This is a genomic window from Tardiphaga sp. 768_D3_N2_1 (genome assembly GCF_052076105.1).
Taxonomy (GTDB): Bacteria; Pseudomonadota; Alphaproteobacteria; order Rhizobiales; family Xanthobacteraceae; genus Tardiphaga.
The window spans coordinates 755,716-769,671 of record NZ_CP197245.1 but is presented as its reverse complement, the minus strand read 5'-3'; the positions used below and the strand labels follow the sequence as shown (position 1 = coordinate 769,671).

13 protein-coding genes are annotated in these 13,956 nt (G+C 59.9%); 2 read left to right on the top strand and 11 right to left on the bottom strand.

The genetic code is table 11. The features are described from left to right. The first annotated feature begins 67 nt into the window (after nt 1–67). Entirely contained in the window at nt 68–982 is a 915-nt protein-coding gene (locus AB8A27_RS03665) for a LysR family transcriptional regulator (protein ID WP_441240724.1), read from the top strand. Between the two features lie 791 nt (nt 983–1,773). Here AB8A27_RS03665 and AB8A27_RS03660 read toward each other — a convergent pair. The 11 genes from AB8A27_RS03660 to AB8A27_RS03610 all read right to left on the bottom strand — a co-directional run bounded on the left by AB8A27_RS03660 (nt 1,774) and on the right by AB8A27_RS03610 (nt 11,769). Continuing rightward, complete coding sequence (locus tag AB8A27_RS03660; RefSeq protein ID WP_441240723.1) at nt 1,774–2,685, bottom strand: flagellin; 912 nt, start codon at nt 2,683–2,685, stop codon at nt 1,774–1,776. Between the two features lie 14 nt (nt 2,686–2,699). Then, a complete protein-coding gene (gene flgK, locus AB8A27_RS03655) occupies nt 2,700–4,469 on the bottom strand; it encodes a flagellar hook-associated protein FlgK (RefSeq protein ID WP_441240722.1) in 1,770 nt (589 codons plus the stop codon). Between the two features lie 27 nt (nt 4,470–4,496). Then, nucleotides 4,497–4,955 (bottom strand): flagellar protein FlgN, encoded by a 459-nt coding sequence (locus AB8A27_RS03650; RefSeq protein ID WP_441240721.1) that lies wholly within the window; start codon nt 4,953–4,955, stop codon nt 4,497–4,499. Between the two features lie 4 nt (nt 4,956–4,959). Further along, on the bottom strand, nt 4,960–5,244 hold the full coding sequence (locus AB8A27_RS03645; protein WP_441240720.1) for a hypothetical protein: 285 nt from the start codon (nt 5,242–5,244) through the stop codon (nt 4,960–4,962). Then, nucleotides 5,241–6,509, bottom strand: coding sequence for a flagellar hook protein FlgE (gene flgE / locus AB8A27_RS03640; RefSeq protein WP_441240719.1), 1,269 nt, complete (start codon nt 6,507–6,509; stop codon nt 5,241–5,243). The genes AB8A27_RS03645 and flgE overlap by 4 nt, the downstream gene beginning before the upstream one ends. Nucleotides 6,510–6,530: 21 nt before the next feature. Then, the gene (locus AB8A27_RS03635; RefSeq protein ID WP_441240718.1) at nt 6,531–7,193 is read right to left on the bottom strand and encodes a flagellar hook assembly protein FlgD; all 663 of its coding nucleotides are present in this window, start codon (nt 7,191–7,193) and stop codon (nt 6,531–6,533) included. Between the two features lie 344 nt (nt 7,194–7,537). Beyond that, nucleotides 7,538–7,804 carry a hypothetical protein gene (locus AB8A27_RS03630; protein ID WP_441240717.1) on the bottom strand — a complete coding sequence of 89 codons (267 nt, stop codon included), beginning with the start codon at nt 7,802–7,804 and terminating at the stop codon, nt 7,538–7,540. A 193-nt stretch (nt 7,805–7,997) separates the two neighbouring features. Continuing rightward, on the bottom strand, nt 7,998–8,393 hold the full coding sequence (locus AB8A27_RS03625; RefSeq protein ID WP_441240716.1) for a flagellar export chaperone FliS: 396 nt from the start codon (nt 8,391–8,393) through the stop codon (nt 7,998–8,000). A gap of 2 nt (nt 8,394–8,395) precedes the next feature. Further along, the gene (gene fliD / locus AB8A27_RS03620; RefSeq protein ID WP_441240715.1) at nt 8,396–10,081 is read right to left on the bottom strand and encodes a flagellar filament capping protein FliD; all 1,686 of its coding nucleotides are present in this window, start codon (nt 10,079–10,081) and stop codon (nt 8,396–8,398) included. 63 nt (nt 10,082–10,144) lie between these two features. Continuing rightward, nucleotides 10,145–10,969: a flagellin gene (locus AB8A27_RS03615; RefSeq protein WP_441240714.1), complete on the bottom strand. Its 825-nt coding sequence runs from the start codon at nt 10,967–10,969 to the stop codon at nt 10,145–10,147. A gap of 137 nt (nt 10,970–11,106) precedes the next feature. Next, a complete protein-coding gene (locus tag AB8A27_RS03610) occupies nt 11,107–11,769 on the bottom strand; it encodes an RNA polymerase sigma factor (protein WP_441244818.1) in 663 nt (220 codons plus the stop codon). 649 nt (nt 11,770–12,418) lie between these two features. On the opposite strand from AB8A27_RS03610, the gene AB8A27_RS03605 reads away from it, so the two are divergent. Then, entirely contained in the window at nt 12,419–13,822 is a 1,404-nt protein-coding gene (locus AB8A27_RS03605) for a hypothetical protein (protein ID WP_441240713.1), read from the top strand. Nucleotides 13,823–13,956 lie beyond the last annotated feature (134 nt).

Sequence of the window (13,956 nt, the reverse complement as noted above, 5' to 3'; positions counted from 1 at the left end):
CAAGCGAATTCTTCTAATACTCTCATCAGGCTTTCTGATACCCGAACCACGCCAGCGGGAGACTCCTATGCGGCCCGACGTTCTCTCCAATCTCAGCCTGCGCCAGATGCGCGCCTTCGCCGCGGTCGCGCGGGCCGGCAGCTTCACGATGGCCGCGCGGCAGATCAACCTGACGCAATCGGCTGTCAGCATGCTGGTCCAGCAGCTCGAGGAGACCCTCCACCTGAAGCTGTTTGACCGTGGCGCGGTCGTGCTGCTAACCGCCGCCGGCCAGCAATTGCTGCCTTTTGCGCGCCGCATCCTGGATGACGTTCAGCAGATCGCCGAGGGCGCCTCGGACCTTCGCCTGCTGCGTACCGGTCTGCTACGCGTGGCCGCCCCGCAGATGCTGGCATGTACGTGGGTCGCGGCGGCGCTGGGCGAATTCGAACAGGCTCATCCCGATGTCGGCCTGCGCGTGACCGACGCGATGGCGGATGAGGTGGTGAGCATCGTGCGCCGGGGCGAGGCGGAACTGGGTGTCGGCCCCGAGCGCGCCACCGGCGATGATGTCACCAGTTCGTTCCTGATGGATGTGCCGATCCGTCTGGTCTGCGCGGCGCGCCATCCGCTGGCGCGCCAACAGGCAGTCTCCTGGAAAAAACTGCGCGACGCGCGCTGGGTGATTTACTCCAGCGAGTTCAATCGGCATCTGGAACGCCTGCTGCACGAGCACGATCGCTCACTGTCGATGCAGACCGCCGTCGAGGTGCAATATCTCACCACCGCGCTGGCGCTGGTGGGTGTTGGCACCGGCCTTGCCGCCGTTCCGGACTACGGGCAGATCTTCGCAGCGAATTTCGACGTGCGCTTCATCAAGCTCCGCGCCCCGGAAGTCAACCGTCGCTACTACATCTACCAGCGACGCGGTCTCGTGCTCTCACCGCCTGCGGAAGCCTTCGTCAAGCTGCTGCGCCAGCGCGCGGCATCCAACGGCGGATGAGGCTGGGCGAACGGATCTACCGGATGTCCGCGACAACAGCTACTCGCAATGACGGAGTCTGAGGCATCGGCCTGCTCTTTGTCTGCTCCGATACCTCAAAATGGACCGGGCGCCCCGTTTTCTTTTGAATAACCGTTGCCCGACTCCACAATAAGCCGGAGATCATCAGGTCTCGAACTCTTATGCATGTCAGATCGCACGCGCGGAGCTTACTGTCGATTGCGAGATTAAAGAGGGCAAGCTCTCGGAGATTGGAGGCAACTTCCAATCTCGTTCTTATCCCCCAAACCTCTCTCGGTTTGAGCGGCAGTTTCTGGCCAACAATTTGACCTTTGTTCCAGACAGGCATCGAGTCGGCTCCGATGCCAACCCGTCCCCCCACGTCGCTCCCTACGAGCGACCAACGAATAGACACTTACGCTAAATGTCGACTTCGCGCCAAAAGCAGACATCAGTCCAAGACCCACCGTAGAAGGCCACTGCCCGTCGCCGACTTTATCGACTTGCTCTCTCCCGAGCCCAACCTGTTGGGCATGCGCTTCTCGCTGTTGAACTTGAGGATCGCGGCAGAGCGGAAAATACCATCAGCGACTTTCCCGTAAGGCAGCGTCGAGAACTCTGCCCTCACCGTGCCGAGACGTATCAACAGCCACGGCGCCACAAAGCGGATGTCGCGCACAGCAGTAGCGCGGTGGCGCTCACCGGCAGTGGAATAATGAAGTCGCGATCCATCCCGGACTCCTGACGTCGGCACACAACTTGACGCACTTAGGGTCCCGCTCGTGTCCAGATCATCGCAGATAGCTCGCTAGGTTCAGACTCTGAAGCTTGGCAATTGCGGCGTAGGATGCCGTGAGTTGCGCCTGATAGGTCGACAGTTTGGCGGTGACCGCTGCAACATCGACACTGGTAAGATCGCTGCCGAGCGTCTGGGCATAGGATTGATACTCGGTCTGGTAGGCGCTGGCCCGCTCGATCGAGGCCGATGCATTGGATATTCGCGTCTGCACCACGCCAAGCTTGTCGATCGAATCGACCGCCAGATCGAGCGCCTCATTGAGCGTGTCGGTCGGGAGTGGCGAATTGTTCGCCACCAGATTCATCGCGCGCATAATCTGCTCGAAAGCGGTATTGCCCGCCGTGACGCCGTAAGAGACCGTCTGGTTGTCCGAGACGCGTACAGCGCCGAGTTGGCTGTCGCCCTGATAATAGCTGGTGTCTGCGGTGGACGGCGACGATGCCGCGGCATAGGTCGCACTCGATATATCCACCGGCTCGGTTTTGGTGGCAGAACCGCCGAACAGATAGCCGCCATTATATTGCGTGTTGAGCAGTGATGCCATCTGTTCCAACATATTCTTGGCGGTCTCTGTCACGCTGGCCGCATCCGTGCTCGAAGCGCTCGATGCGCTGGTCAACAAGGTCCGGAACTGCGTCACCAGATCGGACATCGAATTGACGGCCGAATACATCACCTGGATTTTGCTGTTGGTCTGCGTGGCGGCATCGATATAGGACTGCGCCCGGGTCACCGAAACCTGCAGGTTGAGCACCTGCTGCGCCGAAGACCCCAACCCGCCAAAATCCGACGAGATCAGCCCTGAAGCCTCCTGGATCTGCTGATTGGCCATCGTGCTTTGCGTGCGCAGAGCGGATGCGATCATCTGGTCATTGATCGCAAAGGTGGCAACTCGCATCTGCATCAATCCGGCTCCCGTCAGCTCGCGCTCTGCACGGCGGTCATCAGCGACGAGAACATCTCGTTGATGACCTGCATGAGCTGCGACGCGGCCGTATACTGATTCTGCAATGTGCTGATCTTCGCGGTTTCTTCGTCGAGATTGACCCCCGACTGCGACGCCAGCGCACTGGCAAATGACGACTGTGCCGTCGACTTGGAGGTATAGGTCGTGGTCGCGAGCGTCGCCTTCGACGCAACATTGGCGATGACCGTGGCTGCGTAATCCGCAAACGAACCGGTCGACGACCCGAGCCCGCCAGACGCGCCAAAGGTACGGGAATCCGTGAGTGCCGAGTAAATCGCATCGACCACGTCGGTTACGCCGGCCGTCAGGACCTTGGTGCCCGTGGTCAGCGTGGCCGATGCGTCAAGCACCGACACGGCGAACAAACCCGAATTTGCCAGGATGTCACTACGCACGGCAATGTTGGACGCACCGGTTCCGGTCACGAGGTCATTGAGGCCCAGATAATCAGACAAGCCGATTCCGCTGCTGCCGACAGCGCTTGTCATCTCGTTGATCGCGACCCCGTTACTACTGCTGGAGCTGGTGATCACCACCTTCCCGCTGGCATTGATCGATGCGCTCAAACCGGAAATGCCGTTGATGGCCGAGACCAGGTCGCCCACCGTCGCATAAGTCGACAGATCGAGATCGGCATAGGACACCAGACCTCCCGACTGGTCGGCAACCGCAATGCGGACCGTGCCGGTCGCATCCAGCGCAGTCGCCGCTGTGACCGTCGTGGTGCCGGTCAGCGACGTTGACGGCGGCAACGACGTGCCCTGATTGCTTGCGGCATTCAGCGTGTCTGCCAGCGTATTGGCAAGCTGGTCGAGCTGCGACTGCGCTGCAGGCAAGATGCTATCGCGCAGGCTGAGCAACGAGCCGACTTCGCCAGATGTGATTTGCGCGGTGACGTCGACGCCGTTGACCGAAATGCCGCTGAGCCCGCTGGACGAACCGGCTGAGTAGCCGGCATTGGCCGTAACGGATGCCGCCGCCGTGAAGCTGAGCAGATGCGCGCTGCTGTCCACCAGCGTCTGGCCTGACGCCGTATAAACCTGCATATCCCCCGTCGATGAAATGAAATAGCTGACATTCATCTTCGATGCGACGGCCTGCAGCGCGACATTGCGCTGATCCTCGAGGTCACCCGTCGATTGCCCCGCAGCCGCTGCCTGCTTGATCTGGGCATTCAGACTGGCGATGGCCTGCAGGCTAGCATTGACCTGATCCACATCGGAGGAAATCGCGGCGTCTGCGGTCCCGCGCAACTGCTGAATTCCAGACGATGTCTCGCGCAGTTGCGATGCGAGGTTATCAAGCGCACTCACCACATTCGCTTGCAGCGAGGCGCTGCTGGTTGTTCCGACGAGCGACGATATGGCGGATTCCAGCGATGCCAGCGTGTTCGCGATCGAAGTTCCGGTGTCCTCCGCCCCGGTCGTGCTGCCATAGAGCGCCTGGAGCCGGTTGAGATAGTCGTTGTTGGTGTCAGCCGCGCCGAGTTCCGAGGTTGCAGAGATCAGGGACTTGAATAGCAATTTGTCGACGCTACTGGTGATCCCGGTGATCGACACGCCGGTCCCGGCGCCGCCACTGGTGGTCGCTACCTGATTGGCGGTCTTGACCGTGTAACCGGTGGTGTCCGCATTCGAAATATTCGACGAGGCGACGCTGATCTGGACCTGACTGGCCATCAGGCTACTGACGGCGATGCTGCGGGCTATCTCCAGCGACACGGCGGCGACCTCATATTACGGCTTGGTTCAGATCCGCACGTTGCGTGCGTAGGATGCCGACTGCGCACTGATGCGACCGTTGGCGCCGTAGGGCGCGCTGTCGGATATCTGCTCCCGAATCGCGGCCATCACGGCGTCGATGCGGCGCTGGCTGGCCTCGATCGCGGCGCGCAGGCGGATAACATTCTCGTCCATCGCGACGCTGAGCTGTTCGAGCCGGGTGAGTACCCGCCCCTGCAACTGGCGATCGGAAGTACCAAGCAACATGTTCTTGCGACCGACTTCCTTGACCCAGGCCTCGAACAGCTCCGAAAGCTCCAGCTTGATCGCTGTGTGCTGCGACTGCGAGGCCGGCAGCCCCATCGCCAGAGCGATATTCTCTTCGGTCACGACGTCGATCAGGCGTTCGATCAGTTCGACCAGATCCTCGAGGCGGGATCCGTCATCGGCGCTCGCAGGCTGCAGCGGCGGGCTTCGGGTCATCATGTGGCTACTCCGTGATCGATGGATGGGGCGCGGCTGCCGTGGCGTGCCGCCCGAGCGAGGCTATCCGTGAATATGCCGTCGCCGCTTTGCTGCGCGCGCCAGCGATGTTGAGTTTCTGCGCCAATGCGTCACGGCGCTGCTGCAAAGTGGTACGCAACGTACTGAGATCGCCTTGCAGCGCCAGGATCATGCGCCGATCGCTGCGATTGATCCGCTGCGCGGCAGCTAGCAACCGGTCAAGTCGCCGCATTAGCGCGTCGTCGTCGGCCTCGGCCACCATCGCGGTCATCTCATGCTGGAGATCAGGGTATCGAACATCTTGTTGACGGCAGTGATCACCTGCGACGCGGCCGAATAGGCCTGCTGCGCGGAGATCATGCTGCTGAACTGCTCGTTGGTATCGGTGGTACTGGATTCCAGCTCACTGCCAAAAATGGTGCCGGCGCCATTGGTGCCGGATTCCTGCAACGCAGCCGTTCCCGATTCTGCCGTCGCCGAATAGAGCCCGTTGCTCTGGGCTTCCAACTGATCGGCAGCGGCAAAGGTCGCCACCGGGATCTTGTAGATCGCGATGGTCTGGCCGTTCGAATATGTGGCGTTGACGATGCCGCTGTCGCCGACCGAGATGTTGCTCAGCTTTCCGAACGCCAGACCATCGGACTCGATGCGGGTAATATTGACCGCAGGCGTGGATAGGCCGGAGGCATATTGAGTCAGCCCATCGGTGCCACCTACGGTGCCGAGGTTGAGCGTAATGTTGCTGTCCGCCGCCCCTGTGGTCCAGCCAGTGATCGCCAGCGTTGCCGGACTGGGATTGGTACTGGCCAGCGAACCGTCGGTATTGAAAGAAACCGACACAGTGCTGGTCGGTGTCGCCGCGGTTGTCGTCGTCGAATCCGACGACAATGTCGGCTGGCCGAAGCTGGCGCTCCAGGTATTGTCCGCGGTCTTTGCCCAGGTGACCTGGATCGAGCTCGAGGTTCCCAGCGAGTCATAGGCCGACATTGACGTCGTAAACGTATCGCCGACCGCGGCATCCGCCGGCAGATTGGCCGAGAAGGTGGTCGTCGCCGTCGCGCTGCCGCTGGTTTGCGCCACGCTCGTGTCGATTGCCGTGAGATTTCCGCTGCTGGCGCTGCCAAGCACATTGCCGGCCGCATCAGTGCGCCAACCCAGAAGATAGGCACCGTTATTGACGAGATAGCCATCGGAGTCCGTCGTGAACCCGCCGTTGCGCGTGTAGAGCGTCGAGCCGCCGGTCAGCGACGTCGTTACCGGAAAGAAGCCGTTGCCCTGGATCGCGATGTTGGTAGAGGTCGATGTTGTCGTCAGCAGGCCCTGCGTCGTGATATTGGACTTCGAGAGCGTCGTCACGCCGCCGGACGAATAGGCCGATGCGCTCGACGACCCCGTCACCAGAGACTCGAACGATGCCGACGTCGTCTTGTAGCCGACCGTCGATGAGTTTGCGATGTTGTCGGAAATCATCGCCAGAGCCGAGCTCTGAGCGTTAAGAGCGGAGATGGCTGAAGACAGCGCGCCGGAAAGACTCATAATCAGTACTCCAGAGTGAACTTAAGAAGTGACGCCGATGACGTTGCTGGTGCTCACGGACGTGCTCCCGATATTGAGCATCGGAGTGCCCGACGAGTTGTCGATCGAGGTCACCTTTCCGGTGACGGTCGTGTAGCCGTAGACAGACTGCCCAGTGCTATCGGTGGCCGAGACGTTGAGCGTGTACTGGCCACCGTCGGTCAGCTGGGTGCCGTCCGTCGTCGTACCGTCCCAGATGAAGCTGTTGGTGCCGGAGGTCGTCGTTCCGCTGCCGGTCCACACCGTGTTGCCGGATGAATCCTTGACGCTCAGCGTGACGTCGGAGGCGGCGGACTCTAGCGAATAACCGAACGAGATCTGGCCATCCTTCAACGTGCCGGTGTCGGTTTTGGCGGTAACGGTCTGGCCGATATAGTTCGACGAATTCAACGTGAGCAGGCTGTTGAGAGACGACACCAGCGTGCTCATATTGCTGTTCAGCGTCTGCTGCTGATCGAAGTTGGCGTAGGACGTCAGCTGATTGATGAAGTCGGTCGAATTGGTTGGGTCGAGCGGATTCTGGTTCTGCAACTCGGTCACGAGCAGGCTCAGGAACTGTTGCGACGAGATGGCCGAGGTCACCGACGAAGACGACGCCGTCGAGGCTGTCGTGGTCGTGGTTGACGTCGTTGCAGCTACAGTCATGGCGCGCTCCGGCGATATCCGCGCGCGCGGCGCTGCGGGATTGCGTGGATAGGAAAAGTGCTCGTGAAGTCCGTTCCCTATTGAAACGGGTCGTCTCGGCCGTTCAGGCAAAGATTCTTTGCAGGCCGCTCCCACCCGTGAGCCATCGCGCCCCATTGCAAGAAAGCGCTGTGCCGCAGGTGTTTTTCAAAGCTCTAGACGTGGGTCACCGAGGCCAATGCACGGCAAAAATTGCCCGCCGGGGCAACCGCCAGAATTTTACGGAGGCTGAAACGGGAAGCAGTCGCACACGGGATTGTCCGCGGGCACTGGCGGGATTAGAGCGACCGTAACGGAAGCGTCAGCTACTTGCTGTCAGGCTTGGTTGTCGGCTTCGCGGGAACCACATCAGATTGCCTGGCTTTCTGCATGATCCGGTCTACCAGACCCTCCGGAGCGCGAACGGCGCCCGACGGCAGGGAACGACGCAGCAATTCCACCTCGGCCATCGCCGCGCGCGCCTGCTCCGACGTCCGCAGCAATGCGAGCGCTGCGTCCCGCCGGTTATCTGGCCAGGTTGACACGTCTTCACCGTGCCGACCCAGCAGGTCTTCAAACTCGGGAATATCCATTCTGGAAACTCGCCCGGCACGCACTTGATCGTACGTTGCATGTCAGCCCTCGTTCGGACTGGCACGCCAGCGTCCTAAGACAGACCGAGTTGCGAGGCAATGCTGCCCCGACTTTTCAACCACAAAAAGACGTCGAAAAATCCTAAACTCTGCAGGTGTAATGAATTCACCCTGCCCGCCGGTATCGGTCCGGTCAGACGGGCTTCGCGACACCCCGGGCGACGACAATCCAGGCGTCACGAAGCTCGGTCAGGCTCGCAATGATCCGGCCATAGCACTGCGCCGCGTTCGGCTGCCCGAACGACCGCAGGCAGGCCATGATCAGCGTATGATAGGTGGCGTGCAGGCCCACCGCGACCTCGCCTCCCCGATCGAAATTCAGATTGTGGCTCAGCCCGCGCAGGATGGCGGTCGCCCGAATCATCAGATCGTGGCTCTCCTCGAATTTCTTCTCCTCGGACGCCGTCACCGATTTCTGCAATGCGATAATCGCCCCATCGATCATCATGACCACCGCCCGCAACGGCGGCACCGCGACCGCCGCCTGTCGATAGGCCTGGGCGGCCTGAAAATTCGCTTGATGCTGCATGACTAATCACTCGACGCGTTGAGAAGGGCTGACAGATAATCCAGTGTGGAATTGGCCGACGAGATCGCCGACTGATATTTGGCGTATTGGGTGGTCAGCATTGTACGATAGATCGCGGCGCGCTCATTGATGTCATCGATCTGCTGCTGCATCCGGTCATCCTGGAATTGCAAATTAGTGATCAGATCCTGCAGTGAACCGCTGGTCTTGTTCGATGCGGCACTCGCGATCGCGTTGATCTGCGCCGCAATCCCGATGGTCGACGTGACGGTCACCGATGCCGATGACGTACTGCTGTAGCTGAAGGCCATGCCGGAATAGATCGTGCCGGCCTTGCCGATGATCGTCCGGCCGGACACGGTAAACAGCGAACTGTCTCCCCCCACCGAGACCGACAATGCACCGGAACTATCGACCGCAATATCCATCACGAAGGACGATGGCGGCGATGAACTTGTATTGACAACCGCGAGCGCCGCCGACGAACTCGTGGTCCTGGTGGCGAGGAGTGCGATGACACCGTCAAGATTGTCGGCCAGGGTTGTGGCGAGCGCGCTCGTATCGAGCACAAGATCGTTCGTGTCTGAGAACGACAGGCCGAGATCGCTCATCGACAGATTCCCGACGATGGAGTTCAGGACCTGCTCCATCTGCGTCATGACGCTGCGCATAGTGCCATCGCCGAACAACACTGCGCTCGAATCTGCGGTTCCGCTCGACGACAAAGTCTGCTGCGAGGTTACGTAGTCCCGTACAGCATTATAGGATGTTACGAATTGCTCCAGCGTGGTCTGGATCGAACTCGTGTCGACATCGACGCTGATCTTGACCGTCGATCCCGATGGCGTGCTTTGCAGCAGACTAAAGGAGACGCCGCTCAGTACGTCAGTGATGTTGTTGGTGTCGCGCGTCAGGGTAATGCCGTCGACGCTGAAAATTGTGGGTTGCGATTCCTGCAGCACGTCGGTGAACGCGCCGGAACCATCTGTCACACCTAGGGTCGTAAGCACATCGTCGCCCGACACGACACCGGTGGTGATATCCGCATTGTCCTTGGTTGCAGACAGGATCATCTCGTACTGATTGCTCGAGATCTGGATGATCGAGGCCTGGACGTTCGTCGTGGACGTCTGTGCGTTGATCGTATCGACGAGATCTTCCAGCGTCATCCCGCTGGTGACCGAGATATCGGCACTGGTGCCGCCTTCCAGGCCGATCGAAAAAGTGCCGGTCAGACCGAGATCTGCGCTCTTGTCGGCGACGGCGGTGCCAATCACTTTGTGCGCGGTGGCGATCTGGGTCACCGTGAGCGTGTGATCGCCGGTCGCCGCCCCGTTGCTGATGGCCATCGAGACGGCGGAGCTGGCGCTGACGTCGCCAGTGGACGTAATGGTCGCCGATCTTGCCCCATAGGCGCTCGACGACAATGAATTGACGATCGATTTGGAGAGCGAGGTCGTGTCGGTCGTCAGCGTCGTCAGCAGCGTCTGCAACTGCTGATAGGCCGAGATCTTGGCTTCGTTGGCGGTGATACTGGTCTGGATAGTGGTCGCCGCTGCGATCTTGGTCGCAACCTGCGCCTCGATCAAGGCATCCCAATCGACGCTGGTCGTTGTCTTCGTGCCGGACGTGGTCGTCGCCAAGGCCGCGGTTGCCGCCGCGGAAGTCGAGCTCGTCACCGTCGCCATGCCACCTTACTCTCCTGCACGAGGGGCGGGGCCAGCGCTGCCGCCGGCCCGCGTTTCTACGCCTTAACCGAGCAGCTTCAGCAGATACTGCGGCATCTGGTTCGCGGAGGATTCCGCAGCGACCGCGGCCTGAACCTTGACCTGCGACGACGACAGCTTGGCCTGCTCGGCTGCAATATCGACGTCCGTGATCGCAGAATTGGCGGCCTGCAGGTTCTGGGACTGCGTCGAGATCGAGCTGGCGCTGAAGTTGAAGCGCGATTCCTGCGCACCGATCGTCGCGCGAGCGGCCGAGACCGTATCGATCGCAGTGTCGAGCGCGTCGATGGCCGCAGTGGCGCCGGCCTGCGTACTGACGTCGAGCGTATCGACACCCAGCGTCGCTGACTTCAGATCGCTGAGCTTCACGGTGATCGTATCGGCCGACGTCGAGCCAACCAGGACGGACGCGCCCGCAGCGAATGCGCTGGTGCCATCCAGCAGGCTCTGCCCGCTATAGCGCGTGCCAGTCGCAATGCTGTCGATCTGATCGCTCAATGCGGTAAATTCCGAATTGAGATAGGCGCGGCTGCTGTCAGTCACCGTTGCCGAGGAGGACTGAGACGCCAGCGACTTCATACGCGAGAGAATGTCGCTGATATTCGAGGCGCCGCCGTCGGCTGTCTGCAGGATCGAGGTCGCCTGCGAGGCGTTGGTTGCAGCCTGCTGCAGCGTGGTGACGTCGGATGAAATGCGCGTCGAAATCGCGAGGCCAGCGGCGTCGTCGGATGCCTGGGTGATCTTCGAGCCGCTCGACAGCTTGGAGAGTGAGCTCGACATCTGCGACGAATTGATATTCAGGTAACGAACTGCAGAATTGGCCGCGGTGTTGGTTGAAATAACGGGCATTAAATTGCTCCTTTGAATGTGGCCGCGGATGCGGACCGATCGGGGACCTCTGGACGCAGGCCAGCCCCCGTCCATTCGCTAAACGGAATTGCCCTCACAATTCAGGCGCGGTTTATTTCGAGACAGGAGATTTATAGTTAGCAATCGCTTAACGAGTGCAGGATGTCTGGCTCGTGGCGGCGCAGGATTTCACGCAGCTGCTGCCGCCCGCGCTTGAGCAGCGACTCGACCGCGGACACCGTCGTGTTCATGACTTCGGCGATGTCGCCATTGCTCATGTTCTCATGGTAGGACAGGATCACCGCGACACGCTGCTGCTCAGGCAGGCGCTGCATCGCCGTCTCCAGCAATTTAGCCACCTCATCACGCTGCATCGTGCTAAACGCATCGGGCTTGATGTCGGCTGGCTCTGGTACGGAATCGACATTATCGGTGCGTGGCCGACGATGCAGATCGATGCAGCGATTGGTGACAACGCGGTAGAGCCATGTCGAGAATTTTGCGCGGCCGTGCTCCCATTGCCCGCGATGCGTCCAGACCTTCAGCATCGTGTCCTGCACCACATCCTCGGCATCGGCACGACTACCCAGGAGCCGAAGCGCAATGCCAAACGCACGATCGATATGACGTTCGACAAGACATCTGAATGCCATCTCGTCATTTGCGGCTAGTCTATCCAGAAGCTCGTCGTCACTATCGCCCGCGGGCTCGCACGCGTCGAGCATCTGAGAATCCTCCGCAGCTTCGATCTGCGCCGGCATTGTTTCGACAGCGTCTGCAATCTGGAGCGCGTACGTCATGCCCTTCTCCCATTTCTCCGCCGACAAGCGGCCGTTCTGGTCAACCTCTCACTCTTGAACGGGAGACGCGCGACGATCAGGCGATGAATTTTGCTTATTTTACAAATACTTGATGGGAAGAAGCTGCCTAGAACTAGGCAGAAATTTCTACACTGGCTGTTGCGGCCACGTCGGGTCTGATGGGAAAGAGTCATCAAAGCATCTCGAGAAATCGCATCGACTGCAGCGAGTGATGCAAAGAATTCTTACGCACTCAACGACAACATCTGCGGCGAGACGACATCACTCAGCAATCGAACACCGATGCCGGCAACTTTGCAGTGATGGCTTCGACAGCGGACAACGTCACGCCTTCACTGGGAAATTCTTGCCGAATCGAAATTTGAAAATAGCGGACTGCGTCGTCGGAAAAAGAAAAAACGTTTACACGCAGCGCTCATCTACGACGCATCGCGATCTTTTTTGTTTCAGAACATTGATCGCGTGCATTCAATGCGCACGCGCAATGACGATACACACAGCAGAAACAAATCGTACCGACCTGAAACACATAGAAGCATATTGTGCCGACGCATCGCAGAGATATCCGCCTGACGACGGCCGCTCGTTCGTATCAGTCAAAGCATCCAAACGAACGAGACAGGCGGCGATGAACAACAGCTTGGACGATATCCTCCGGCAGCATGCACGCGCGCCGCGACTGGGCGCGCTTCAACTTGCACGCTTGCGTCAGGTAGCGAGCCGGTGCCATGACATTGTCGACTGGGATGGCGTTAGTGCCGTATCTCAGCCTGGCGCTGCGGTGATTGTGTTCGAAGCGACCCACGCTGTGCGCGTTCAGGCGCTGATCGAATCCCTGCACGAGAATGCAATCGTCATTTTGCCAGTTGGTGAGAGCCCAGCCTTCGACGGCCTGAAGTCGAAACTACACGCACACGGGTCACTCGGCGCCGAGGGTGCGGATGCGCCGCACCAGGTGTGGTGGGGTGGCGTCAAGCCGCTCGCGGTACCGACGGGATTATATCGAAAGCAGGATGCGCTTTTCATCTCGTCATTCGAGAGTTCAGACATTCAAGGCAAGGATGCCGGCCTTACCGCAGATCTGAAGCGGTTGGGCCTCGATCACGTCATAACGCAGATATCACCGAGCTGCAGCACCGCCCGGCAAGGCACGTCGAAAGTCGATTTCATCATCGAGCAGTGGAGTCAGGCATGTCGACCGGTGTTCTGGATCGACGCTCGGGCGCAGCTCGCCAATCATCCACTGCTTCCGCAGGCGCTGGGCTGTGACTTCGCGGTCAACCGCCGCCCGAATGGGGTGATGAATACTGGCGCGCTGTTCTTCCATCAGACCGAGCGCGCCCAAGCGCTGCTCGACATCTGGCGGCGCCTCACCTGCAGCCACTCCAATCTGCCGGAGTCCTTTCTGCTGGATCAGGCATGGGCGCTCACAAATGCGCAGCGGGAGATCGAAACCGCCTGGCTGCCGAACACCTACTGGCAAAAGGATGACGTGAAGCCACGCGCCGACAGCACGATCCTCGCTCATGCCTGTAACAATGACGATCATCCATTGGAAAAATTCGCTGAGCAAATGCAGTTGGGGCGCAGGTTCGAACGCCATCAGGCTCCGGAAGCTCACCTCGTCATGAAAGGCGCCGCCAGCGGCCGCGGGCTGATCACAGTCGTGGTCAGGGACATCTTTGCAGGCAGCACGAGTGACATCGCCGAGTCAGTGGAAGCAGCAGCAACGGCGTTTGCCGCCGACAATGGCGGGTTTTCGCAGATGGAGATTGTGCTCTGCGGTTGGGACGACGAAGTCAGGTCCGTTCTCCAGATCGAGGACTACGCATGGACACTGATGACCGACGTATCTGAGCGTCTGCGGCCGAACTGCTTCAGCTCGCTCAAGCGTCGACGTACCAAGCATGATTTGTATGCGCCAGAATCAAACCAGTCATCGGGCTCGTTCCCGATTGGTCTCGCGCCGAACAGCGACGACCAGCCAGATTCGAGCCTTCCTGACCGAACAAGGCATTGCCGTACGAACTAGCTCGGGCGCCTTGCGCGCCTCACTATTTGGGATTCTGAAGAACCGAGAGGAGGAGATATCGTCGCGCATCTTGCGCTAGACCAAGCATGTCCGCTTTGCGCCAGAAGCGGACATTTGAACCTGCTGCGCGATAA